This is a genomic window from Rhodopseudomonas sp. P1, from assembly GCF_039642825.1.
Lineage (GTDB): Bacteria > Pseudomonadota > Alphaproteobacteria > Rhizobiales > Xanthobacteraceae > Rhodopseudomonas > Rhodopseudomonas palustris_H.
Genome location: NZ_CP088006.1, coordinates 4,140,784 through 4,164,577, shown reverse-complemented (window position 1 = coordinate 4,164,577; position 23,794 = coordinate 4,140,784). Strand labels below are relative to the sequence as shown.

Annotated in this window: 18 protein-coding genes; 12 read left to right on the top strand and 6 right to left on the bottom strand. The window is 65.6% G+C overall.

Annotated elements, in window-relative coordinates:
• The first annotated feature begins 42 nt into the window (after positions 1-42).
• Positions 43-2,412, top strand: coding sequence for an efflux RND transporter permease subunit (locus LRC39_RS19225; protein ID WP_346295305.1), 2,370 nt, complete (start codon positions 43-45; stop codon positions 2,410-2,412).
• Between the two features lie 94 nt (positions 2,413-2,506).
• Here the strand turns inward: LRC39_RS19225 and LRC39_RS19220 are convergent, their stop codons facing one another.
• Positions 2,507-3,010, bottom strand: coding sequence for a hypothetical protein (locus LRC39_RS19220; RefSeq protein WP_107345487.1), 504 nt, complete (start codon positions 3,008-3,010; stop codon positions 2,507-2,509).
• Positions 3,011-3,400: 390 nt separating this feature from the next.
• On the opposite strand from LRC39_RS19220, the gene LRC39_RS19215 reads away from it, so the two are divergent.
• The 6 genes from LRC39_RS19215 (at position 3,401) to LRC39_RS19190 (ending at position 9,558) form a co-directional block, all read left to right on the top strand.
• The gene (locus LRC39_RS19215) at positions 3,401-3,640 is read left to right on the top strand and encodes a hypothetical protein (RefSeq protein WP_011159282.1); all 240 of its coding nucleotides are present in this window, start codon (positions 3,401-3,403) and stop codon (positions 3,638-3,640) included.
• Between the two features lie 212 nt (positions 3,641-3,852).
• Positions 3,853-4,731, top strand: a complete 879-nt coding sequence (gene hpnC, locus LRC39_RS19210) for a squalene synthase HpnC (RefSeq protein WP_264074273.1) — start codon at positions 3,853-3,855, stop codon at positions 4,729-4,731.
• Positions 4,728-5,567, top strand: a complete 840-nt coding sequence (hpnD, locus tag LRC39_RS19205) for a presqualene diphosphate synthase HpnD (protein WP_107356504.1) — start codon at positions 4,728-4,730, stop codon at positions 5,565-5,567. Before hpnC ends, hpnD begins: the two co-directional genes overlap by 4 nt.
• On the top strand, positions 5,567-6,823 hold the full coding sequence (gene hpnE, locus LRC39_RS19200) for a hydroxysqualene dehydroxylase HpnE (protein WP_346295304.1): 1,257 nt from the start codon (positions 5,567-5,569) through the stop codon (positions 6,821-6,823). The genes hpnD and hpnE overlap by 1 nt, the downstream gene beginning before the upstream one ends.
• A gap of 33 nt (positions 6,824-6,856) precedes the next feature.
• Positions 6,857-8,818: a squalene--hopene cyclase gene (shc, locus tag LRC39_RS19195; RefSeq protein WP_346295303.1), complete on the top strand. Its 1,962-nt coding sequence runs from the start codon at positions 6,857-6,859 to the stop codon at positions 8,816-8,818.
• Complete coding sequence (locus tag LRC39_RS19190; protein ID WP_107356501.1) at positions 8,815-9,558, top strand: phosphorylase; 744 nt, start codon at positions 8,815-8,817, stop codon at positions 9,556-9,558. Before shc ends, LRC39_RS19190 begins: the two co-directional genes overlap by 4 nt.
• 91 nt (positions 9,559-9,649) lie before the next feature.
• Here LRC39_RS19190 and LRC39_RS19185 read toward each other — a convergent pair whose 3' ends face one another.
• Positions 9,650-10,540, bottom strand: coding sequence for a LysR substrate-binding domain-containing protein (locus LRC39_RS19185; RefSeq protein ID WP_346295302.1), 891 nt, complete (start codon positions 10,538-10,540; stop codon positions 9,650-9,652).
• A gap of 159 nt (positions 10,541-10,699) precedes the next feature.
• On the opposite strand from LRC39_RS19185, the gene phnA reads away from it, so the two are divergent.
• Complete coding sequence (phnA, locus tag LRC39_RS19180; protein ID WP_346295301.1) at positions 10,700-11,944, top strand: phosphonoacetate hydrolase; 1,245 nt, start codon at positions 10,700-10,702, stop codon at positions 11,942-11,944.
• Between the two features lie 33 nt (positions 11,945-11,977).
• The gene (gene pstS / locus LRC39_RS19175) at positions 11,978-12,982 is read left to right on the top strand and encodes a phosphate ABC transporter substrate-binding protein PstS (protein WP_346295300.1); all 1,005 of its coding nucleotides are present in this window, start codon (positions 11,978-11,980) and stop codon (positions 12,980-12,982) included.
• Between the two features lie 75 nt (positions 12,983-13,057).
• Here pstS and hpnH read toward each other — a convergent pair whose 3' ends face one another.
• On the bottom strand, positions 13,058-14,209 hold the full coding sequence (gene hpnH, locus LRC39_RS19170) for an adenosyl-hopene transferase HpnH (RefSeq protein ID WP_346295299.1): 1,152 nt from the start codon (positions 14,207-14,209) through the stop codon (positions 13,058-13,060).
• Between the two features lie 40 nt (positions 14,210-14,249).
• A complete protein-coding gene (gene ispH / locus LRC39_RS19165) occupies positions 14,250-15,194 on the bottom strand; it encodes a 4-hydroxy-3-methylbut-2-enyl diphosphate reductase (protein WP_107345477.1) in 945 nt (314 codons plus the stop codon).
• 312 nt (positions 15,195-15,506) lie between these two features.
• Here ispH and LRC39_RS19160 point away from each other — a divergent pair, with 312 nt between their 5' ends.
• Positions 15,507-18,113 carry an MMPL family transporter gene (locus LRC39_RS19160; RefSeq protein WP_346295298.1) on the top strand — a complete coding sequence of 869 codons (2,607 nt, stop codon included), beginning with the start codon at positions 15,507-15,509 and terminating at the stop codon, positions 18,111-18,113.
• Between the two features lie 333 nt (positions 18,114-18,446).
• Positions 18,447-19,838, top strand: coding sequence for an aminobacteriohopanetriol synthase HpnO (hpnO, locus tag LRC39_RS19155; RefSeq protein ID WP_107356496.1), 1,392 nt, complete (start codon positions 18,447-18,449; stop codon positions 19,836-19,838).
• A 24-nt stretch (positions 19,839-19,862) separates the two neighbouring features.
• Here hpnO and LRC39_RS19150 read toward each other — a convergent pair whose 3' ends face one another.
• Both LRC39_RS19150 and LRC39_RS19145 read right to left on the bottom strand, forming a co-directional pair.
• Positions 19,863-20,768 (bottom strand): alpha/beta fold hydrolase, encoded by a 906-nt coding sequence (locus tag LRC39_RS19150; protein WP_346295297.1) that lies wholly within the window; start codon positions 20,766-20,768, stop codon positions 19,863-19,865.
• On the bottom strand, positions 20,768-22,387 hold the full coding sequence (locus LRC39_RS19145; RefSeq protein ID WP_346295296.1) for a GMC family oxidoreductase: 1,620 nt from the start codon (positions 22,385-22,387) through the stop codon (positions 20,768-20,770). The genes LRC39_RS19150 and LRC39_RS19145 overlap by 1 nt, the downstream gene beginning before the upstream one ends.
• A gap of 123 nt (positions 22,388-22,510) precedes the next feature.
• Between LRC39_RS19145 and LRC39_RS19140 the strand changes: the two genes are divergently transcribed.
• On the top strand, positions 22,511-23,683 hold the full coding sequence (locus tag LRC39_RS19140) for a M20 aminoacylase family protein (RefSeq protein ID WP_107356492.1): 1,173 nt from the start codon (positions 22,511-22,513) through the stop codon (positions 23,681-23,683).
• Positions 23,684-23,794: the final 111 nt, after the last annotated feature.

Here is a 23,794-nt window from a genome sequence, read left to right as displayed (position 1 = left end):
GAAGTTTGGCTAGGACGAGCGATCGACAGGACGGAACAGCGCATGCTGGATAGAAACGTGAGCGACACCGAAGTCGCGGAATTGAAGCGGCGGCGGGTTAGCATCGCTTTTGGTCTGGAGCGGCTGGGTCTGATCCCGCTGCGCGCCCCGGTGGTGTCATGCATCATCCTGCTGGCCCTCATCGTCGGCGCCGTGTTCGGCATCGAACGGATCAAGATCGACGACTCCCTGAGCCAACTGTTTCGCTCCGACACCAAGGAGTTCAAGCAGTACGAGGAGGTCACCAAGCGGTTTCCGTCGACCGAGTTCGATGTGCTGATGGTGGTCGAGGGCAAGGAGCTGCTGGCGCGCGAGAATCTGGAAAAGCTGCGCGACACCGTCACCGATCTGCAACTGATCGACGGTGTGCGCGGCCTGATCTCGCTGTTCTCGGCGCGGCAGGCGCCGGAGCCCGGCAAGCTGCCGGCGGCTCTGTTCCCGCCGGAATTGCCGGAAGGTGAGGCTTACGACCAGTTCGCCCAGACGGTGAAGACCAACGAGATCATCCGCGGCAAGCTGCTGTCGGAGGATGGGACGCTGGCGCTGGTCGTGCTGTCGCTCGATCCGAAGGTGGTGGCCGACAACACCCGGCTGCGCGCCACCATCGCCGAAATGCGCAAGGTGATGACCGACGATCTCGAGGGCTCTGGCCTCAGCCGGCAACTGTCCGGCGTGCCGGTGATGCAGCTCGAAATCCGCAACGCGGTCGAGCGCGACGGGCTGATCTACAACCTCGCCGGCATCCTGGCCGGCTGCGTCATCGCCATCCTGTTCTTCCGCAAGATCTCGTTCATGGTGGTGGCGGCGTTCCCGCCGCTGCTCGCGATCCTGCTGGCGCTCGGCGTGCTCGGCTGGGCCGGCTTCAGCCTCAACATGTTCCTCAACGTGATGACGCCGCTGATCATGGTGATCAGCTTCTCGGACTCGATGCAGCTCACCTTCGCGGCACGAGACCGGTTGATCGCGGGCGAGGACAAATACACCGCGTTCAAGAACGCCGTCCTGGTGGTTGGGCCGGCCTGCGTGCTGACCCATGCCACCGCCGGCATTTCGTTCATCGCGTTGCAGTTCTCCAATTCCGATTTGATCCGCGCGTTCGGCGAGGCGGGCCTGCTCGCCACCGTACTGGCGCTGGTCGCGGTGCTGACGCTGGTGCCGGTGTTCGGCGTGCTGCTGGTGCGCCACGAGGAAGCCTTCGCGGCGAAATTCCAGAGCGCCGATCTCGGCGTCAACGCGCTGCGCCGGTTCTGCGCCTTCATCGCGGTGCGGATGGTCGGCCGGCCCGGCCTGTTCAGCCTGCTGGCGGTGCTGGTGGTCGTCGGCCTGGCGGTGATCTACGCCAACCTCGAGCCGCGCTATCGCCTGGCCGATCAGGTGCCCGACAAGGAGCAGGCGGTGCAGGCGAGCGACCGGCTCGACGCCAAGCTCACCGGCGCCAATCCGATCGACGTGCTGATCGAATTCCCCAAGGGCCAATCGCTGTATTCGCCCGAGAGCCTGCAGATCATCGCCGAGGTTCATTCCACGGTCGAGAAGCAGGCCGGCGTCGGTAACGTCTGGTCGGTGGAAACGCTGCGCCGCTGGCTCGCCGAGAAGGCGCATACCACCAGCGTCGACACGCTGAAGGAATATGTCGACCTGCTGCCCGCCAATCTGGTGCGGCGCTTCATCGCCGAGGATCAGACCGCAGTGGTGGTGTCGGGGCGCGTGCCAGATCTCGACTCCAGCGAAATCCTGCCGGTGGTGCAGAAGCTAGATCACGCCCTCGACAGCGTGCGGCAGAAGCATCCGGGCTACGAAGTCGCGGTCACCGGTCTGTCGGCAATCGCGGCGCGAAACAGCGCCGACATGATCTCCAAGCTCAACCACGGCCTCACCATCGAGTTCGCGCTGGTGGCGATCTTCATCGGCCTGGCGTTCCGCTCGGTGGTGGTGATGCTGGCCTGCATCCTGCCGGGTATCTTCCCGGTGGTGTTGTCCGGCACGCTGTTGTGGCTGATGGGTGAGGGGCTGCAATTCGCCAGCGTGGTCGCCCTGACGGTGTCGTTCGGCCTCGGCCTGTCCGCCACCATCCACTTCCTCAACCGGCTGCGGCTGGAGAGCCCGCCCGGCGTCAGCGCCGGGCTCGCCGTCGAACGCGCCACCGTACTGGTCGGCCCGGCCCTGATCCTCACCACCGTGGTTCTGGCCTGCGGCCTCGGCGTCACGGTGTTCTCGGACCTGCCGTCGCTGCGACTGTTCGGCTGGCTCAGCGCCTTCGCGATGGTGGCGGCACTGATCGCCGACCTTTTCATCCTGCGCCCGACCGCGATGTGGCTGATCAGCGTCGCGCACCGCCTGCGCGGCAAAGGCAACGCCGGCTCGGTGGTGTAGCGCACGACAAACGATCAGCTTGTCGAAAAGTAAAAGCCCTCCGGATCGGCTGATCCGGAGGGCTTTGTGTTGATGGAGCCGAAGAGGGCGGTGATCAGCCGCGGGTCATCGAAATGTTGACGCCGCGGATCTCGCCCTTCGAGCTGATCGCCACCGACTGCTTGTTGCCGTGGGTGGTCAGCGACAGGCTGGCGGCGAAGCCGGCGGCTTCCACGAACACTTCGATCCGGCCGCCGCCGGCCTTGCCCTGCAGGCTGCCATTGACGTTGCGGCTGGTCTCGCTCCAGTTGCCGGAGATGCGGTCGCCGTTGGTGGCGGCGTCGGCGGAAAGGTCGAACTTGTAGCTGTCGCTGGCGCAGCGCAACGTCAGAGCCAGCTGATTGCCGCCGCCGCTGCCGCGATAATTCGCCTTGCAGCGGATGCGCTCCTTCGAGCCGTCGGATAGCGACACCGTCCCGGTCCCCGACCATGCTCCTTCGAACCCGGCGAACGGTCCGGAATCTGCCAGCGCCGCCGATGCCGAGAACAGCATCGCGGCGCCGATCCCGGCCGCCTTCAACGCATGGATGGAGGAAGTGGTGGAACGAAGCAGGCTCATTCTGGCCATCCTTGGGAGATCGCGGGGGTGACGACGGTGGCGTCACGTCGCTGGTTAGTGTGTTCGCCTCGCGGCAGGTTCAAATCACATAGTAACGCTGCGCATGCACACCAGGGCGCACGGCGCGTGTTGTTCCGTCCGCGCTGCTCGCGGAACTATAGTATTTGCATCAAATCGGCAACGTTCCGTGAAAAAATGACAGGTATTCCGCGGCTTTCAGCCACCCGTCCGCGAAGGCGCGTGCGTCGGCACTAATTTGGCCGTATTTGTCACCTTGATCGACGCATCATACCGTTGTGCCGATCGTGTGCACCGCGACCCCTTCCAAGCGGCGCCGTAGATGTGATCGAGAACGGGTTTCGACCCCCAGCCACATATCGAAGGAAGACAATGCAAAAGACCTTGGTTGCGCTCGCGTTGCTGCTCGTTTCGATGTCCTCCGGCGCCAATGCCCAGCAACAGCAGCGCAGCGGCACCGAAGCCGAGCAGAAGGCCTGCTCGCGGGACGTGTCGCGTTTCTGCCGCTCCGTGATGGAGCAGAGCGATCTGGTGATCCTGTCCTGCCTGCAGCAGAATCGCGAGAAGATCAGCAAAGCCTGCAACCAGGTGTTGGTCAGCCACGGCCAGTGAGGCGGTGAGGCGGCGTCCGCCGGGCCTGTTTCGGCCCGGTTTGGCGGCCGCGGCGGCGATCCGGGCGAAACTGCGGCCCGGACATCGTCCGTCAAGATCGTTGGTTTAGCCGGCGATTTCCCTTATATGGCGTCGCGAACGGTGCGCCCGGCCCGGCCGGGTGCGGCCGTTCGCTTTTTTTCGTGTTCAAACCAAGTGTTTAGCCAGTGCCGATGACGTCTGCGAGCGAGCTTCGATCGGGCAAGACCCACCGGGACGAGAATTTCCCGGTCGCGTCGTGGATCATCCATCCGCGGCACCGCGACCTGATTCTGGCGTTCTATAATTTCGTCCGGACCGCGGACGACATCGCCGATCACGAGATGCTCGATGCCGAGACCAAGCTCGAATATCTCGATCTGCTTGAAGCCGAGCTGCTCGGCCGCGGCGAGACCCAGCCCGAGGCGGTGCATCTGCGCCGGGCGCTGGCCGAGCGCGGCATGCCGCCGCGCCACGCCCTCGATCTTCTGACCGCATTCCGGATGGACGTCACCAAGCTGCGCTACGAGGATTGGGACGAGGTCATCCACTACTGCCGCTATTCGGCGATGCCGGTCGGCCGCTTCATGCTCGACGTCCACGGTGAAAGCACCACCACGTGGCAGGCGTCCGACGCGCTTTGCGCGGGGCTTCAGATCAACAATCACCTGCAGGACTGCGGCAAGGACTATCGCACCCTCAATCGCGTGTATCTGCCGCGCGACGTGCTCGATGCCGCCGGCGCCAAGGTCGAAGACCTCGGCCTGCAGAAGTCGTCGCCGGCGCTGCTGAAGTGCCTGCAGGGTCTCGCGGTTCGCACCGGGTCTCTGCTTGGCGACGGCCGGCCGCTCGCCGCCGAGATCAAGGATTATCGGCTCGGCCTCGAAGTCTCGGTGATCCAGGCCTATGCCGATCGCATCGTGCGGATGCTGCAGACCCGCGATCCGCTCAGCGAGCGCGTGCATCTGAAGCCGATCGAATTCGTCATCGCCAGCTTCGGCGCGATGAGCTCGGAGATCGTCCGTCGCAGCTTCGGAAAGGGGCCGGTGTCGCATCCGGCACCGCGCGCATGACCGTTCACGCCACGCCAGAGCCGGCCGCGCATCAAGGCGTCGCGCTCGGCAGTTCGTTCTACGCCGCGATGCGCATCCTGCCGCGCCCGCAGCGCGAGGCGATGTTCCAAGTCTACAGCTTCTGCCGCTTCGTCGACGACATCGCCGATTCCGATCGGCCGCGCGAGCAGCGGGTCGCCGAGCTGCAGCAATGGCGCGACGACATCGCGGCGCTGTATCGCGGCGCGCCGCCGCCGCGGCTTGCCGACTATCAGGAGTCGCTGCGCACCTTCGGGCTGAAGCGCGAGGATTTCGAAGCGATCATCGACGGCATGGAAATGGATGTCGACGCCGACATCCGGGCGCCCGATGAAGCCACGCTCGATCTGTATTGCGATCGCGTCGCCAGCGCCGTGGGACGGCTGTCGGTACGCATTTTCGGTCTGCCGGAGGGTGACGGCATCGAACTGTCGCATCATCTCGGCCGCGCGCTGCAGCTCACCAACATCCTGCGCGACATCGACGAAGATGCCGGTATCGGCCGGCTGTATCTGCCGAGCGAGCTGCTGCACAAGGCCGGTATCACCGCCACCGATCCGCGCGTGGTCGCGGCGCATCCGGCGCTGCCGAGCGTCTGCGCGCCGCTGGTGGAGCGCGCGCTCGCGCATTTCGCCGCCGCTGACAAGGTGATGAACCGCAATCCGCGCCGGGTGGTTAAGGCTCCCCGCATCATGGGCAAGTACTACTACTCGATCTTGCAGCTTCTGATCGCGCGCGGTTTCGCAGCGCCGCGCGCCCCGGTGAAGCTCGGCAAGGCTTCGAAGATCGCCATCCTGCTGCAATACGCGATCGTGTGATGTCGAAAACAATTCACGTCATTGGTGCGGGAATCTCCGGCCTTGCGGCCGCGATCCGGCTCGCCCGCGCCGGTCTCACCGTCCAGGTTCACGAAGCGATGCAGCAGGCCGGCGGCCGCTGCCGCTCGTATTTCGATGCCCAGACCGGGCTCGTCATCGACAACGGCAATCACCTGCTGCTGTCCGGCAATCAGGCCGCCTGCGACTACGCGCGCACGATCGGCACCGAGGCCGGCCTTGTCGGTCCCGCGCGTGCCGAGTTCGACTTCATCGATCTGCCGGCCAACGCGCGCTGGCGGCTGAAGCTCGGCAGCGGCAAGCTTCCGCTGTGGCTGTTCGATGCCAAGAGCCGCGTGCCGGATACCTCGATCGGCGATTACCTCGGCCTGATGCCGCTATTGTGGGCGCCGACCACCAAGCTGATCGGCGATACGATCAACTGCTCGGGCCCGCTGTACGATCGCCTGGTGGCGCCGCTGCTGCTCGCCGCGCTCAACGTCGATCCGCCGGAAGGCTCGGCGGGTCTCGCCGGCGCGGTGGTCCGCGAGACGCTGCTGGCTGGCGGCAAGGCCTGCCGGCCGTTGATCGCCCGTGACGGCCTGTCGGCCGTGCTGGTCGAGCCGGCGGTGGCGCAGCTCGCTGCCACCGGTCCCGGGGTGCGGTTCGGCCACGAGTTGCGGGCGCTGACCATGTCGGGCGACCGCGTCGGCGCGCTGCAGTTCGGCGGTGAGGATGTCGTCACCCTCGGCCCGGATGATGTGGTGGTGCTGGCGGTGCCGCCGCGTCCGGCCGCCTCGCTGCTGCCCGGCCTGAAGACGCCGCAGGAATACCGCGCCATCGTGAATGCGCATTTCAACTATGCGCCGCCGCCCGGCATGCCGGCCCTGACCGGCGTGATCGGCGGGGTGGTGGAGTGGCTGTTCGCGTTCCCGAACCGGCTGTCGGTCACCATCAGCAACGGCGACCGGCTGGTCGATGCGCCGCGCGAGCAGCTGGCGACCGAAGTTTGGGGCGAAATCTGCAAGATCGCGGGGATCTCGGCCAATCTGCCGCCGTGGCAAATTGTCCGCGAGCGCCGCGCGACGTTCGCGGCTACACCGGCGCAGAACGCCCTGCGCCCCGGGCCGGTCACCCAGTGGAGAAACCTATATCTCGCAGGCGATTGGACTGATACGGGGTTACCGGCGACCATCGAAGGATCGGTCCGGTCCGGCAACCGTGCCGCGGACCTGGTATTGGCCGCCGGGCGCACCTGATCCGGCCCTCAACACGGAGACTCAGCAGATAAAATGGATTCCGGCAGCTACACGACTGGTGTCGGGCGCAACGCGCTCGAAGCTTCGATCGATGCGGCGCGTAGCGCGCTGCTGAACTATCGTCGCGATGACGGCCATTGGGTGTTCGAACTCGAGGCCGATTGCACCATTCCTGCCGAATACGTGCTGCTGCGGCACTACCTCGGCGAGCCGGTCGACGCCACGCTCGAAGCCAAGATCGCGGTGTATCTGCGCCGCATCCAGGGCGCCCATGGCGGTTGGCCGCTGGTCCACGACGGCGACTTCGACATGAGCGCCAGCGTGAAGGGGTACTTCGCGCTGAAGATGATAGGCGACAGCATCGATGCCCCGCATATGGTGCGGGCGCGCGAGGCGATCCGCTCGCGCGGCGGCGCGATCCATTCCAACGTCTTCACCCGGTTCCTGCTGTCGCTGTACGGCGTGACCACCTGGCGCGCGGTTCCGGTGCTGCCGGTCGAGATCATGTTGCTGCCGAGCTGGTCGCCGTTCACGCTGACCAAGGTCTCGTATTGGGCGCGCACCACGATGGTGCCGCTGCTCGTGCTGTGCGCGCTGAAGCCGCGCGCCAAGAACCCCAAGGGCGTCGGCATCGACGAGCTGTTCCTGCAGGACCCGAAGACGATCGGCATGCCGGCCAAGGCGCCGCATCAGAACTGGGCGCTGTTCAAGCTGTTCGGATCGATCGACGCCGTGCTGCGCGCGATCGAGCCGGTGATGCCGAAGGGCATCCGCAAGCGGGCGATCGACAAGGCGCTGGCCTTCATCGAAGAGCGGCTCAACGGCGAGGACGGCATCGGCGCGATCTTCCCGCCGATGGCCAACGCCGTGATGATGTACGAGGCGCTCGGCTATCCCGAGGACTATCCGCCGCGCGCCAGCCAGCGCCGCGGCATCGATCTGCTGCTGGTCGATCGCGGCGACGAAGCCTATTGCCAGCCCTGCGTCTCGCCGGTGTGGGATACGGCGCTCGCCAGCCACGCGGTGCTCGAGGCGGACGGCCACGAGGGCGCCAAATCGGTGCGGCCGGCGCTCGACTGGCTGCTCCCGCGCCAAGTGCTCGACGTCAAGGGCGACTGGGCCGTGAAGGCCCCGAACGTCCGCCCCGGGGGCTGGGCGTTCCAGTACAACAACGCCCACTATCCGGATCTCGACGACACCGCGGTGGTGGTGATGGCGCTCGACCGCGCCCGCAAGGACCAGCCCAATCCCGCCTATGACGCCGCGATCGCCCGCGCCCGCGAGTGGATCGAGGGGATGCAGAGCGATGACGGCGGCTGGGGTGCCTTCGACATCAACAACACTGAGTACTATTTGAACAATATCCCGTTCTCGGACCACGGTGCGATGCTCGATCCGCCGACCGAGGACGTCACCGCGCGCTGCGTCTCGATGCTGGCCCAGCTCGGTGAGACGATCGACAGCAGCCCGGCGCTGGCCCGCGCGGTCGGCTATCTGCGCGACACCCAGCTCGCTGAGGGGTCGTGGTATGGCCGCTGGGGCATGAATTACATCTACGGCACCTGGTCGGTGCTGTGCGCCCTCAATGCCGCCGGCGTCCCGCATGCCGATCCGATGATCCGCAAGGCGGTCGCGTGGCTGGAGTCGGTGCAGAACCGCGACGGCGGCTGGGGCGAGGACGCCGTCAGCTACCGACTGGATTACCGCGGCTACGAAAGTGCCCCCTCGACCGCCTCACAGACGGCATGGGCATTGCTTGCCCTGATGGCTGCGGGTGAGGTCGATCATCCCGCCGTGGCACGGGGCATCGAGTACCTGAAAAGCACACAGACCGAAAAAGGACTGTGGGACGAGCAGCGTTACACGGCGACGGGCTTCCCGCGGGTGTTTTATCTGCGGTATCATGGCTATTCGAAGTTCTTCCCGCTCTGGGCGCTAGCGCGGTACCGGAACTTGCAGGCCACGAACAGCAAGTTGGTAGGGGTCGGAATGTGATTCTGGGGGCAGTGGACGACCAGGCCGCGGCGCATCGCCAAGATCCGCGGCCGGTACTGATTGTGACGGGCCTGATTCAGGAAGCACGTATCGCGGCGGGGCCGGGCCTCACCGTTATCTGCAGCAGCAGCGATCCGAAGCAATTACGCGCGATCATGGCGGATTTCGACGCATCGTCGATCCGCGGCGTGATCAGCTTCGGCGTCGCCGGGGGACTGGATCCCGCTCTCGAGGCGGGTGACATCGTCATCGCCACCGAGGTTGTGGCGGGTGAACGCCGCTGGGCCTCGGAAGTTGCACTGACCGACGAATTATTGCGAAGCGCCGGGCTCGGCCGTCAGCGCGTCGTGCGCGGCGGTTTGGTCGGAGCCGAGCAGGTGATCGCAGCGCGCACCGCCAAGGCGGCGCTGCGCTCGGAGACCGGTGCGGCTGCGGTCGATATGGAAAGCCACATCGCCGCCGATTTCGCCGCTGCGGCCAACCTGCCGTTCGCGGCGCTGCGGGTGATCAGTGACCCGGCGGGCCGCAGTCTGCCGCAAGTCGTCTCCACTGCGATCAAGCCGAACGGCGAGATCGATCTGCGCAAGGTGCTGCGCGGCATCGCCCGTCACCCGACTTCGATCCGCTCGCTGGTGTCGACCGGCATCGACTTCAACCGCGCGCTGCGGTCCTTGCGCGGCTGCCGGAACTTCGTGCAGGAAGCCGTGCTCGGCCGCGGCGGTCTCGTCGCCGAGATCTGAGCGGATTGCGCGCCGCCGGTGAGGGCGGCGCGGACGTGGCTTGCGCCGATGACGCGCTGATCCAGAGCGCGTTGTAAGGCCTCTTTGATCCTCACGTCCTGATTTCGTCTTTCAGCCAATCCAGGAACCGGCCGAGATAGCGCGGGTCCGCGCGCGAGGTCGGCTGAGCGAAATACTTCTCGCCCTTCACGACCACGTCCGGAAACGGGCAGACAAGCCGCCATTCCGGTTTACCCGGAAAGAACTCCTTCGGCGCGACGATCGAGCCGAATCCCTCGCGTACCGCATGCATCGCGACGAACATGTGGTCGAAGCGGTGGCCGCCTTCAAACAGGTGGTCGCGCATTCCCGCTTTCTGCAGCCAGGCTTCCCAGTGCCCCGGCCGGGTGGCTGAGGTGATCAACGGAAATGCGAGAAGATCCTCCGGCTTCTCGATGGTCCTCTCCTGAACCAGATCCAGGCTGCAGACCGGCGTCAGGTGCTCTTCGAACAACGGCGTCGAGGCCTTCGAAGGGCCGCCGGTCTTTTCGCTGCTGCCCCGGGTGATCAGAAGATCGTGGGAGGCCACGTCCGGCGTTTGCCCCGTCATCCGGGTCGAAATCCACACCGCCAGATCGGGATTGGCTTTCTCGAACCGCTTCAGCCGCGGCATCAGGAAATACATCGCGAATGTCGACGGCGCCTCGACTGCCAGCACCGCCTTGCTGCGCCGACGACGGACGTACTGGCAGGCGGCTTCGATATTGCGGAACGACTGGCTCAGCTGCTCCGCCAGGACGCTGCCATAGGGCGTCAGCGCCACGCTGCGGCCTTCACGGGTGAAGACCTGCTGGCCGAGCCAGTCCTCCAGCAGGCGCACCTGCTTGCTGACGGCGCCGTGGGTGACCCCAAGCTCCTCTGCGGCCGCACTCAGGCTGTCGCTGCGCGCCGCGACTGCAAACGCTCGCAGGGCGCTAAGCGGCAGTTCTCGTTCTTTCACCATGACCTCCGTGTGACGATGGCGGCCGGAGAGCAGCGCCAGACATGCGACTTATCCTCACGTATCTGTCGATTTTATTCGATCGATTCTCACATGTGAACGGCCTACGACCCGGGACGTCAGCCGCCACACCAGGCGGCATTCAGAAACCCGGATGCCCCCATGACGACCCAGCCTTTGATCGAAGCCAACGGCCGCAGCTACGCCAGGCCGCCACGACCCGTCGTCGTGATCTGCCTCGACGGTTTCGACCCCGAATATCTGGAGCGCGGCATCGCCGACGGCGTCCTGCCGACGATCGGCGCGCTGAGGTCGGCGGGCTATGTCGGCACGGCGCTGGCGACGGTGCCGACCACCACCAACACCAACAACACCTCGATCGTCACCGGCGTCTCTCCCGCCATCCACGGCATCAACGGCAATTACTATCTCGATGCCGACACCGGCGAAGAGATCATGGTGACGGATGCGCGCCGCCTGCGCTGCGGCACCATTCTCGGTGCGATGAGCAAAGCGGGCGTGCGGACCGCAGTGGTCACCGCCAAGGACAAGCTCCTGAAAGTGCTCGCCTATGAGATGGACGGCATCGCCTTCTCGTCCGAACATCCGAATGTCGCCGACCTCACCGCGCTCGGCTTCAACAGCGGCGAGGAGCTGGTCGGCCGCGGCCGGCCGGATCAATACTCCGCCGACTTGTCGCTGTTCGCGCTCGATGCCGGCGTCAGGCTGATGGAGACTGCCAAGCCCGAGCTGATGTATCTGTCGACCTCGGACTATGTGCAGCACAAGTACCAGCCGGGCGAGGCGGAATCGGACGACTTCCACGCAGCGGTCGATCGCCGCATCGCGCGGCTGATCGAACTCGGTGCGACCGTTGCCCTGACTGCCGATCATGGCATGGCCGACAAGTCCGATGCGGATGGCCGGCCCAAGGTCGTCTATCTCGAGGATGCGCTGAACCAGAAGTTCGGGGCCGGCGTTGCGCGGGTCATCTGTCCGATCGCCGATCCGTTCGTCCGGCATCACGGCGCGCTCGGCGGCTTCGTGCGTGTCCACCTGCTCAAGCCTTGCGATATCGCGGCGATGATGAGCTTTGCGCGGTCGCTGCCCGGCGTCGAGCTGGTGCTCGATCGCGCCACAGTGTGCGAACGCTACCAGTTGCCGCCGGATCGGGAAGGCGACTTCGCGGTGTTCACCGATCGCGGCACGGTGGTCGGCGCGCGGCGGGAAGATCATGATCTGTCGGCACTCGGCGACCATCGCTTGCGCTCGCACGGCGGCCTCGGCGAGCAGCGCGTGCCGTTTGTGCTGTCGCGCCCGCTCAAGCGGGACTACCGCGAGCGCGCGACTAAAGGCGTGTTGCGCAACTACGACATCTTCGAATTCGCCCTGAACGGCGTCGACTAATCCCGCACGATTGCAGCCACAGAGGAAATCGAGATGCGTGCACTTCGCACCGCTGTGATGGCGCTCGCCATCGGCATGGCCGGCGTGACGGCTGGTCATGCCGAGACGCCGGTGATGGGGACCGGTTCGGCCTTCGCCGCGCCGATCTACATCAAATGGGCCGAACAACTGAAAACGACCAAAGGTGCGGCGATCAACTACCAGCCTTCGGGATCGTCGGTCGGACAACTCCAGGTGCTGAAGGGCCTGACGGATTTCGGCGCGTCGGATGTGCCGATGGAGGACAGCAAACTGAAGGAAGGGGACATCATGCAGTTCCCCACCGTGGTCGGCGGCTACGCCGTCGTGGTCAACATTCCCGGAGTCCTGCCCGGCAAGCTGCGGCTCACCGCGCCTGTGCTGGCTGACGTCTTCATGGGCGGCATCAAATCGTGGGATGACCCGCAGATCGTGCAGCTCAATCCCGGTCTCGCGCTGCCCAACCTGCCGATTTCGCTGCTGTATCATGCGGGCGGCTCGGGCGGCACCTACGCGATCTCCCGCTATCTGTCGAAGAACAGCGCGGCATGGCGCGACAAGATGGGGGTCGGCATGACCCTGAGCTGGCCGGTCGGCGCGGGCGTCAAAGGCAGCTACGGCTCGGCCTCGACGGTGCCGATGACGCCCGGCGGCATCGGCTATGCCGAGCTGTCCTACGTCACCGCCAATAATCTTGCGACCGTGCAATTGCAGAACAAGGCAGGCCGGTTCGTGCTGCCGAACGGAAGCAGTTTCGCGGCCGCCGCCGAGAGTGGTGATTGGTCGGTGCCGAACTATGCGGTCGATCTCACCGACATGCCCGGCGAGCAGGCCTGGCCGATCGTCACCGCGACCTTTGCGCTGGTGCCACGAAGCCCTGCCAAGCGCGCCACGTCGGCCGCCGTGCTGGACTTCTTCCGATGGGCCTACGCGCACGGCGACGGCATCGCGCGGTCGCTGCAGTTCGTCCCTCTGCCGGGCAAGGTCAAAGCCGACATCGTCAAGCATCTGATGAATTGAGCGGACCGAGATGAGCAACAAAAAAAGCGCGGCCCGCAGGCCGCGCTTTTGATGTTGAAGCCGTTGTCGGAGCGATCAGGCCGCCGTCGACTGGCGCTTGTCCTTGGCCTCGGTGGCTTCGTCGCGGCGGATCTCGGACAGCTTCTTCTCGACCTGTTCGGAGAACACGTACTGCGCCGGGCGCTGCTTCGACATGTCGATCTCCGGCGCCATCGGACCCGAGGTCTTGATGCCGCGGAACGCCACCCAGGCGGCCTTCAGCGGATTGTTGAGCGAGGCCATCGCCGCGGTCGGCTCGTAGCCGCAATGCGCCATGCAGTCGGCGCACTTCTCGTACTTGCCGGTGCCGTAGGAATCCCAATCGGTGGTTTCCATCAGCTCCTTGAAGGTCTTGGCGTAGCCTTCACCGAGCAGGTAGCACGGCTTCTGCCAGCCGAAGATGTTACGTGCCGGCATGCCCCACGGGGTGCACTCGAACTCCTGGTTGCCGGCCAGGAAGTCGAGGAACATGCTGGAGTGCATGAAGCTCCACTTCTTGCCCTTGCCGCGCGCGAACACCTCGCGGAACAGGTTCTTGGTCTTGGTGCGGTTGAGGAAGTGCTCCTGGTCCGGGGCGCGCTCATAGGCGTAGCCCGGCGAGATCGAGACGCCGACGCCGAGCTCCTCGGTGAAGTCCATGAACTTGGCAATGTCCTCGGCGGCGTAGCCGTCGAACACCGTGCAGTTGACGTTGACGGTGAAGCCCTTGGCCTTGGCGGCCTTGATCGCTGCGACCGCGCGGTCGAACACGCCCTCCTGCGACACCGCCTTGTCGTGGTGCTCCTTTAGGCCGTCCAGATGCACCGAGAAGAACAGATAGGGCGACGGTTCGAACAAATGCAGCTTCTTCTCGAGCAGCAGCGCGTTGGTGCACAGCGACACGAACTTCTTGCGCGCCACCAAGCCGCGCACGATCTCACCGATCTCCTTGTGGATCAGCGGCTCGCCGCCCGGGATCGCGACCATCGGCGCACCGCATTCCTCGGCGGCGTCCCAGCACTCCTGCGCGGTCATCCGGCGGTTCAGGATCGCGTCGGGATAGTCGATCTTGCCGCAGCCGGCGCAGGCAAGGTTGCAGCGGAACAGCGGCTCCAGCATCAGTACCAGCGGATAACGCTTCCGCCCGAGCAGCTTCTGCTTGAGCAGATAACCGCCGATCACCAGTTCCTTGTGAAACGGAATAGCCATTACGAAATCTTCTCTTTCACGGCATGTCGGTTGGGGCGGATCAGGCGGTCGCCAGCTCCGCAGGCAGAACGAATTCGATGTTTTCTTCGCGGCCCGGCAGCACCGAGACGGTGACCGGGACGATCCGGCGCAGCGCTTCGATCACGTCGTCGACCAAAACTTCCGGCGCGGACGCGCCGGCGGTGATGCCGACTGCTTTCTTGCCGTCGAGCCAGGCCGGGTCGAGTTCGCTGCCGTCGGCGATCAGGTAGCTCGGGATGCCGGCTTCGGTGCCGATTTCCCGCAGCCGGTTGGAGTTCGAACTGTTGTTGGCTCCGACCACCAGGATCAGGTCGACCAGCTTGCTCATCTGCCGCACCGCCGATTGCCGGTTTTGCGTGGCATAGCAGATGTCGCGGGTGTCCGGGCCTTCGATATCGTGGAATTTCTTTGAAAGCGCCACGATGATGTCTTTGGTGTCGTCGACGCTCAGCGTGGTCTGGGTGATGTACGCCACCGGGGTTTCCGGCGGCAGCGTCAGCGCCGCGACGTCCTCGAGGTTCTGCACCAGCAGCACCGGGCCGGGAACCTGACCCATCGTGCCTTCGACTTCCGGATGGCCGGCATGGCCGATCAGGATCAGGGTGCGGCCCTTCGACGTATAGCGCTTGCCCTGGTTATGCACTTTGGTCACGAGCGGGCAGGTGGCGTTGAGCACCGGCAGGTCGCGCGCCGCGGCCTCTTCCTCGATGCTGCGGGCGACGCCGTGGGCGCTGAAGACGGTCACGGCCTTGGGCGGAACTTCCGACAGCTCCTCGACGAAGATCGCGCCTTTGGCCTTCAGGCTCTCGACCACGTATTTGTTATGCACGATCTCATGCCGCACGTAGACCGGCGGACCGTACTTCTCCAGTGCGCGCTCGACGATCTCGATGGCACGCACCACGCCAGCGCAGAAACCACGGGGTTGGGCAAGGAACACTTCGAGGGGGCGGACTTCAGACAAGGGGCACCACGCTCATGATTGTTCGGTCTCCTGGCAGCACGTCGCATTCCCGTAGCATGATCTAGCTGGTATGGGGACACCCGCAACCGCAAGGGACGCAGGGGACTTATTGGCGCAGTGCAGCACGCAATGCAAAACGCCCTTGGCAATCCGGCCTGGTGAGATTACTTCCGCGCACACACCTCCGCCGGCTTGTTTTCGGCCATTTTGTCCAGTCCTTGGTCGCAGAACCATCAAAACCAGTTCGATCGACTCGGAACCCGGCGGGGTGGCCGTATTTTAGGCCAGCCGGTAGCAATAGAAAGAGTGAATGTGCTGAAAAGTGCCATCGTCTCCATTGTCAGAGCCAGCACCCGTTTTGCGGCTTTTACTGTGCTGATCGGCGTATTTCTCGCAGTTGCAGCAGGTTTCTATACTTACCAACATTTCGGGATCAACACAGACATCAATCATTTGATCTCGTCTGATCTCGACTGGCGCAAACGTGATATCGCGTTCGAGAAGGCCTTCGACCAGGAACGGCTGATCCTGGCGGTCGTCGAGGCCCCGACGCCGGAATTCGCGAATGCCGCGGCGGCCAAGCTCACGGCCGAATTGTCCAAGAATAACATCAACTTCGACTCGGTGAAGCGGCTCGGCGGCGGGCCGTTCTTCGATCGCAGCGGGCTGTTGTTCCTGCCCAAGGACGAAGTTGCCAAGGCGACCGGCCAGTTCCAGCAGGCGGTTCCGCTGATCGAGATCATGGCCGGCGATCCGTCGATCCGCGGCCTGACGGCGGCGCTCGAGACCGGTCTGGTGGGCCTGAAGCGCGGGGAACTGACGCTCGATTCGACTGCGAAACCTTTCAACGCCGTCGCCGCGACGGTCGAGGACGTGCTCGGCAAGCAGCAGGCGTTCTTCTCCTGGCGCGGCTTGGTCAATCCGGAACCGCTGACCGACGGCGACAAGCGCGCCTTCATCGAGGTCAAGCCGATCCTCGACTTCAAGGCGCTGGAACCCGGCAAGGCCGCCACCGACGCGATCCGTCAGGCCGCCGTCGACCTCAAGATCGAGCAGGATTTCGGTGCCCGGGTGCGGCTGACCGGTCCGGTGCCGATCGCCAACGAAGAATTCGCCACTGTCAAGGACGGCGCCGTGGTCAACGGCATCGGCACCGTCGTGGTGGTGCTGCTGATCCTCTGGATGGCGCTGCATTCCTCCAAGATCATCTTTGCGGTGGCCGCCAATCTGGTGATCGGCCTGTCGATCACCACCGCGGTCGGCCTGATGCTGGTGGACTCGCTCAACCTGCTGTCGATCGCGTTCGCGGTGCTGTTCGTCGGCCTCGGCGTCGATTTCGGCATCCAGTTCAGCGTCCGCTATCGGTCTGAACGCCACAAGACCGGCGACCTCGATAAGGCGCTGGTGCAGGCCGCCGAATACTCGGCGGTGCCGCTGTCACTGGCGGCGATGTCGACGACGGCGGGCTTCCTGTCGTTCCTGCCGACCTCCTACAAGGGCATCTCCGAACTCGGCGAGATCGCCGGTGCCGGCATGGCGATCGCGTTCTTCACCAGCATCACCGTGCTGCCGGGGCTGCTGAAGCTGCTGAACCCGGCGGGTGAGAAGGAGCCGCTCGGCTACGCCTTCCTGGCGCCGGTCGATCACTTCCTGGAGAAGCACCGCATCGGCATCATCGTCGGCACGATCGGCGTCGCGCTGGCCGGCCTGCCGCTGCTGTACTTCATGCATTTCGACTTCAACCCGATCAATCTGCGCAGCCCGAAGGTCGAGTCGATCGCGACGTTCCTCGACCTGCGCAAGGATCCGAATACCGGCGCCAACGCCGTCAACGTGATGGCACCGTCCGAGCAGGCGGCGCGCGAGATCGAAGCTAAGCTCTCGAAGCTGCCGGAGGTGTCGCGCACCATCTCGCTCGACACGTTCGTGCCGCCGGACCAGCCGGAGAAGCTGAAGCTGATCCAGGCCGGTGCCAAGGTTCTGGAGCCCGCGCTCAATCCCGAACAGGTCGATCCGCCGCCGTCCGATCAGGACAACATCGCGTCGCTGAAGAGCTCGGCCGAAGCGCTGCGCCGCGCCGCCGGCGAGACTACCGGACCCGGCGCCGACGCCTCGCGCCGGCTCGCCACCGCTCTGACCAAGCTTGCGGGCGCCGATCAGGCGCTGCGCGAGAAGGCTCAGGACGTGTTCGTGCGGCCGCTGCTGCTCGACTTCGAGCTGCTGCGCAACATGCTGAAAGCGCAGCCGGTAACGCTCGACAACCTGCCGGCCGATATCGTGTCGTCATGGAAGACCAAGGACGGTCAGATCCGCGTCGAGGTGCTGCCGAGCGGCGATCCCAACGACAACGACACGCTGCGCAAATTCGCCGCCGCCGTGCTGCAGGCCGAGCCGCTGGCGACCGGTGGTCCGGTGTCGATCCTGAAGTCGGGCGATACCATCGTCGCCTCGTTCATCCAGGCCGGTCTGTGGGCGCTGCTGTCGATCTCGATCCTGCTGTGGATCACGCTGCGCCGGATTACCGACGTTGCACTCACCTTGGTACCGCTGCTGGTGGCCGGTGCGGTGACGCTGGAGATCTGCGTGCTGATCGATCTGCCGCTGAACTTCGCCAACATCGTTGCCTTGCCGCTGCTGCTCGGCGTCGGCGTCGCGTTCAAGATCTACTACGTGACGGCCTGGCGTTCCGGCCGCACCAACCTGCTGCAGTCGGCGCTGACCCGGGCGATCTTCTTCAGCGCCCTGACCACCGCCACCGCGTTCGGCAGCCTGTGGCTGTCGAGCCATCCGGGAACGGCCAGCATGGGCAAGCTGCTGGCGCTGTCGCTGCTGACCACGCTGGGCGCCGTGCTGCTGTTCCAGCCGGCCCTGATGGGCAAGCCGCGGCACATCGACGAGTCCGGCGATACCGATCTGTGAGTCGCAAAGTTCGGGGCGTCGGCGCGGGCCGAGGCCCCGGACCGGGACTTCGCCGGGGGAGGCGTTTTTCCCGCACCGGGGTGTTCCGGAGCATGAAATCGGCTTGAGACCGGCAAGCAAGGCGCGATTGCCGCAGGTGGCGTCACAGGGCTGGCGTCACCCCCCGCGATCGGACTATACCCACGTCCGGGGGTAGGGGTCGTGCGCCATGCGGGAGACGCCGTGACATCGGCATGTCACCCGCGCATCACAACTCTGAAAAGAAAGCTCGAGTGCGACGCACCGCCAGCCTTTTGTGTTGACGGCGGGTCCAACAAGCGACGTAAGTAGCCCATGTACCAGCCGAATTTAGATCTTGCCGAGATGTTCGCGGCGCGCGAAGCGCACCGCAGTTCGATGCACGCCCGGCATCTCAACGAGCAGCTCGTCCGCGTCCTCAAAACCATCGGCTACGACGTCGGCTTCCAGAAGGGCACCGGTCAGTACCTCTACGACCGTGACGGCGCCCGCTATCTCGATCTGCTCAGCGGCTTTGGCGTCTTCGCGCTCGGCCGCAACCATCCGGTGGTGCGCAAGGCGCTGCAGAGCGTGCTCGACGCCGACCTGCCCAACCTGGTGCAGCTCGACGTCTCGACGCTGGCCGGTATCCTGGCGGAGCGGCTGCTCGAGCATGTGCCGTATCTCGACAAGGTGTTCTTCGCCAATTCCGGCGCCGAGAGCGTCGAGGCGGCGATCAAGTTCGCGCGCGGCGCGACCGGGCGTAACGGCATCGTCAATTGCGACCACAGCTACCACGGCCTGACCTATGGTGCGCTGTCGCTGACCGACGACCAGAATTTCCAGGGCGGCTTCGGGCCGCTGCTGCCGGGCGTCACCACCATCCCGTTCAACGATCTCGAAGCGCTGGAGAAGGTGCTGTCGACCCGCGAGGTCGCCGCTTTCATCGTCGAGCCGATCCAGGGCAAGGGCGTCAACATGCCCACCGACGAGTTCCTGCCGGGCGCCGCGGCGCTGTGCAAACGCTACGGCACGCTGTTCGTCGCCGACGAGATCCAGACCGGCATGGGCCGCACCGGCCGCTTCCTCGCCGTTGAGCACTGGAACGTCGAACCCGACATGGTGCTGCTGTCGAAGGCGCTGTCGGGTGGCCACGTCCCGGTCGGCGCAGTGCTGACGCGCAAGTCGATCTTCGACAAGATCTTCAACCGCATGGACCGCGCCGTGGTGCACGGCTCGACCTTCGCCAAGAACGATCTGGCGATGGCCGCCGGCATTGCGACGCTCGAAGTTCTCAAGGCCGAGAAGCTGGTCGAGGCCGCCGCCAAGCGCGGCGCCGAGCTGCGGCTGGCGCTCACGCGCATGGTCCCAGGCTACGAGCTGCTCAAGGAAGTGCGCGGCAAGGGCCTGATGATCGGCGTCGAATTCGGCCCGCCGCAATCGCTCCGGCTGAAGGCGTCGTGGACCATGCTGGAAACCGCCAACAAGGGCCTGTTCGTCCAGCTGATCACCGTGCCGCTGTTCAAGGATCACAAGATCCTGACCCAGGTCGCGGGCCACGGCCTGCACACCATCAAGCTGCTGCCGCCGCTGACCATCACCGAAGACGACTGCGCCTGGATCGAACGCGCCTTCGACGATACCATCGCCGCCAGCCACAAGGTGCCGGGCGCGATCTGGTCGCTCGGCAAGACCCTGGTCGACAACGCGGTGCGCAAGTCGGCGTAGTTTCTCGGAAACGCGCCTACGCAATCAGGCGTCTGCAAAGTCCTGCAGCGCGGCGAGCAGCCGCGCCGGCGCTTCCTGCGCGACGCAGTGGCCGACGCCATCGAACGCGATCCGGCTCGCGCCAGGTATCAATGCGCTCGCCCGCGCCGCCATCTCCTTGTAGATCGGCCAGGAGTGTTCGGCGGTCGCGATCCGCACCGGGCAGTTATTCAGCTCGCGCAGCCATCCGAATGGATTGCCGCGCGCGTCGCCGCGATAGACTTGTTCCATCGCCTCGAAGATCGGCCGCAGGATCTCGGTTTCAACATCTGGACTGCACAGCAGCCGCACCCGGCCATCGGGTAGGTGTGCGAAGCCGTGGGTGATATAGGCGCGCAGCGCGTATTCCGACCATGGGGCGAACGCCGGCGCGTTGCGGTAGCGTTCGAAAGCCGCGGTGGCGCTGGCGAATTCGCCTTGCCGGCGCCGCGCGCCGCTGACCGCGGCCTCGGCCTGATCGCTTAGCCGCGCATCGCTGCCGGGAGCGACGCTCGGGTCCATCACCGTCGGCTCCATCACGAACAGACGGGCAAAGCGGTCGGGCAGCAGCTTGGCAGCGAGCAGCAGGTCGGTCGCGCCGGCGCTATGGCCGATGCCGTAGATGTTGGACAGTCCCAGCGTTTCGATCGCCGCGGCGAGGTCGGATGCAAAATCCGCGAAGTGATAACGGCCGGGCTCGTCGCTGGCGCCGTGGCCGCGGCGGTCGAGGGCATAGACCGTGTAGCGGGCGGCGAGGCCGTTCGCGATCTCGTCCCAGATCTCACCGAGGAAGCCGGTGCCATGCAACAGCAGCGCGACTGGCTTGCCCGGATCGGCGTTGCCCCAACGCACCAGTGCGATCCGCACGTCGGCGTTATCGATCCAGAGGCGGTGCCGATGGATCAGATCCATTACTTCCCATCCGCCACGATCATCTCCGCGCCCTTCTCGGCGATCATCGCGGTGGGGGTGTTGGTGTTGCCGGAGGTGATCGTCGGCATGATCGAGGCGTCGACGATGCGCAGGCCATCGAGGCCGTGAAAGCGAAGGCGTTCGTCGACCACCGCGAGCGGATCGTCGGCGCGGCCCATCTTGGCGGTGCCGACGGGATGGAAGATCGTGGTGCCGATGTCGCCGGCGGCCTTGGCGAGCGAGGCGTCGTCGTCGCCGACCGACGGGCCGGGCAGATACTCCTCGGGGTGATACGTCGCCAGCGCCTGCTGCTTCATCAGCCGCCGTGTCACGCGGATCGCATCGGCGGCGACGCGGCAGTCTTCGGCGGTCGACAGATAGTGCGGCGCGATCGACGGTGCGGCGTCGAGCGCGGTGGATTTCAGCTTGATCTCGCCGCGCGAGGTCGGGCGCAGGTTGCAGGCGCTGACGGTGATCGCCGGGAAGCGATGCAGCGGATCGCCGAACTTGTCGAGCGACAGCGGCTGGACGTGGAACTGGATGTTGGCGCGCTCCTGATGCGGATCGGAGCGGGTGAAGATGCCGAGCTGCGACGGCGCCATGGTGAGCGGGCCGCGCCGGCGCAGCGCGTAGTCCAGCCCCATCCAGGCGCGGCGGGGCAGCGAGTGATAGATCTCGTTCAACGTGCGGCCGCCGCTGACCTTGTAGATCGCGCGCTGCTGCAGATGGTCCTGCAGGTTGCGGCCGACGCCGGGACGATCGAGCACCGGCTCGATGCCGAGCGGCTTCAGCCATTCGGCCGGGCCGATGCCGGAACGATGCAGCACCTGGATCGAGCCGATCGCGCCGGCGCACAGCACCACCTCGCGGCGGGCGCGGGCTTCGATCGGCACGCCGTTCTGCAGGAAGCGGACGCCGACCGCGCGGCCGTTCTCGACCAGCACGCGGTCGACCACGACGTTGGTTTCGAGCCGCAGGTTGGAGCGGTGCAGTGCAGGCTTGAGAAAGCCGCGCGCCGACGACCATCGCCGGCCGCGTTTCTGATTGACGTGGAAGTAGCCGACGCCCTCGTTGTCGCCGGTGTTGAAATCGGCGCTGCGCGGGATTCCCATCTCGCAGGCCGCGTTCGCCACCGCATCGAGGATCGGCCATGACAGCCGCGCCGCCTCGATCCGCCAGCCGCCGCCAGCGCCGTGATGCTCGCTGTCGCCGAGGAAGTGGTCCTCGAGCCGGCGGAACACCTTGCGGACATCGTCCCAGCCCCAGCCGGTGAGGCCGAGCTGGCGCCAATGGTCGTAATCGGCGGCCTGGCCGCGCATCGAGATCATCGCGTTGATCGCCGACGAGCCGCCGATCACCTTGCCGCGCGGATAGGCCAATGACCGACCATTCAGGCCCGGCTCGGGCTCGGTCTTGAACATCCAGTCGGAGCGAGGATTGCCGATCGCGAACAGATAGCCGACCGGAATGTGAAACCAGATCCAGTTGTCGCGGCCGCCGGCTTCGAGCAGCAGCACCTTCCGGCTCGGATCGGCGGAGAGGCGGTTGGCGACGATGCAACCTGCGGTGCCTGCGCCCACCACGATGGTGTCGAATTCGCCTTCGATCCGTGCCGTCATCGAGTCCGCCCGTGCTTTTTGTCGTTGGCAGAGGCTTAGCGCCGCGGGCCGGCGCTGTACAGTTGCCGGAGCGGGACGGTGCGGTTAGCCTGCAGGCTTCGATAACTGGAGCCGCATCGTCTCATGCCCGTGATCAACCGCGTCGCCGATCTGCAGCCCGACATCGCGGCCTGGCGCCGCACGCTGCATCAGCAGCCGGAGCTGATGTACGACGTCGAAGGCACCGCGGCGTTCGTCGCCGAACGGTTGCGCGAATTCGGCTGCGACGAGGTGGTCACCGGGCTCGGCCGCACCGGTGTGGTCGGCGTGATCCGCGGCGCCCGGCCAGCCGGCACCGGCGATCTCAAGGCGATCGGGCTCCGCGCCGACATGGACGCGCTGCCGATCGTCGAGGCGACCGGATTGCCCTATGCCTCCAAGGTGCCCGGCAAGATGCACGCCTGCGGCCACGATGGCCACACCGCGATGCTGCTCGGCGCCGCGCGCTATCTTGCCGAGACCCGCAACTTCGCCGGCGATGCGGTGATGATCTTCCAGCCGGCCGAGGAGGGCGGTGCCGGCGCCGCGGCGATGATCGACGACGGCCTGATGGAGCGGTTCGGCATCGAGCAGGTCTATGGCATGCACAACGGTCCGGGCATTCCGGTCGGTGCGTTTGCGATCAGCCCTGGGCCGGTGATGGCGGCGACCGATGCGATCGACATCCGTATCGAAGGCCATGGCGGCCACGCCGCGCGGCCGCATCTGTGCGTCGATCCGGTGCTGGCAGGCGCGCAACTGATCACCGCGCTGCAGGGCATCGTCTCGCGCAACGTCGATCCGTTCGAAGCCGCGGTGTTGTCGATGTGCGAATTTCACGCCGGCAACGCCCGTAACGTGATCCCGCAATACGCCGAGCTGAAGGGCACGGTGCGGACGATGACGGCGGAGGTGCGCGACATGGTCGAGCAGCGCGTGCGCGACGTCGTCGCCGGTGTAGCGCAGGTGACCGGCACCAGGATCGAGCTCACCTACGAGCGCGGCTATCCGGTGCTGGTCAACCACATGGCGGAGACCGACGTGGCGATTCAGGTCGCGCGCGACATTGCCGGCGAGGCCAATGTGGTGCCGCTGCCGCCGCTGATGGGCGCCGAGGATTTCGCCTACATGCTGGAGAAGCGCCCGGGCGCGTTCGTGTTCATCGGCAACGGCGACAGCGCCGGTCTGCATCACCCGGCCTACGACTTCAACGACGAGGCGATCGTGTACGGCACCTCGTACTGGGTGCGTCTGGTCGAGACCCAGCTGGCGGCGTAACGCTAAGCGTTGCATGGCCCCTTCCGCATCGTCATTGCGAGGAGCGCAGCGACGAAGCAATCCAGGAACCCCATGCATTGGGCTTCTGGATTGCTTCGCCTTCGGCTCGCA

Coding starts and splice junctions, on each gene's coding strand:
- hpnD (WP_107356504.1), top strand. CDS start 4,728: ATGACCGTTCACGCCACGCCAGAGCCGGCCGCGCATCAAGGCGTCGCG.
- LRC39_RS19145 (WP_346295296.1), bottom strand. CDS start 22,387: ATGACGGCACGGATCGAAGGCGAATTCGACACCATCGTGGTGGGCGCA.
- hpnC (WP_264074273.1), top strand. CDS start 3,853: ATGACGTCTGCGAGCGAGCTTCGATCGGGCAAGACCCACCGGGACGAG.
- pstS (WP_346295300.1), top strand. CDS start 11,978: ATGCGTGCACTTCGCACCGCTGTGATGGCGCTCGCCATCGGCATGGCC.
- hpnE (WP_346295304.1), top strand. CDS start 5,567: ATGTCGAAAACAATTCACGTCATTGGTGCGGGAATCTCCGGCCTTGCG.
- shc (WP_346295303.1), top strand. CDS start 6,857: ATGGATTCCGGCAGCTACACGACTGGTGTCGGGCGCAACGCGCTCGAA.
- LRC39_RS19185 (WP_346295302.1), bottom strand. CDS start 10,540: ATGGTGAAAGAACGAGAACTGCCGCTTAGCGCCCTGCGAGCGTTTGCA.
- hpnH (WP_346295299.1), bottom strand. CDS start 14,209: ATGGCTATTCCGTTTCACAAGGAACTGGTGATCGGCGGTTATCTGCTC.
- LRC39_RS19150 (WP_346295297.1), bottom strand. CDS start 20,768: ATGGATCTGATCCATCGGCACCGCCTCTGGATCGATAACGCCGACGTG.
- LRC39_RS19225 (WP_346295305.1), top strand. CDS start 43: ATGCTGGATAGAAACGTGAGCGACACCGAAGTCGCGGAATTGAAGCGG.
- LRC39_RS19215 (WP_011159282.1), top strand. CDS start 3,401: ATGCAAAAGACCTTGGTTGCGCTCGCGTTGCTGCTCGTTTCGATGTCC.
- hpnO (WP_107356496.1), top strand. CDS start 18,447: ATGTACCAGCCGAATTTAGATCTTGCCGAGATGTTCGCGGCGCGCGAA.
- LRC39_RS19220 (WP_107345487.1), bottom strand. CDS start 3,010: ATGAGCCTGCTTCGTTCCACCACTTCCTCCATCCATGCGTTGAAGGCG.
- LRC39_RS19140 (WP_107356492.1), top strand. CDS start 22,511: ATGCCCGTGATCAACCGCGTCGCCGATCTGCAGCCCGACATCGCGGCC.
- phnA (WP_346295301.1), top strand. CDS start 10,700: ATGACGACCCAGCCTTTGATCGAAGCCAACGGCCGCAGCTACGCCAGG.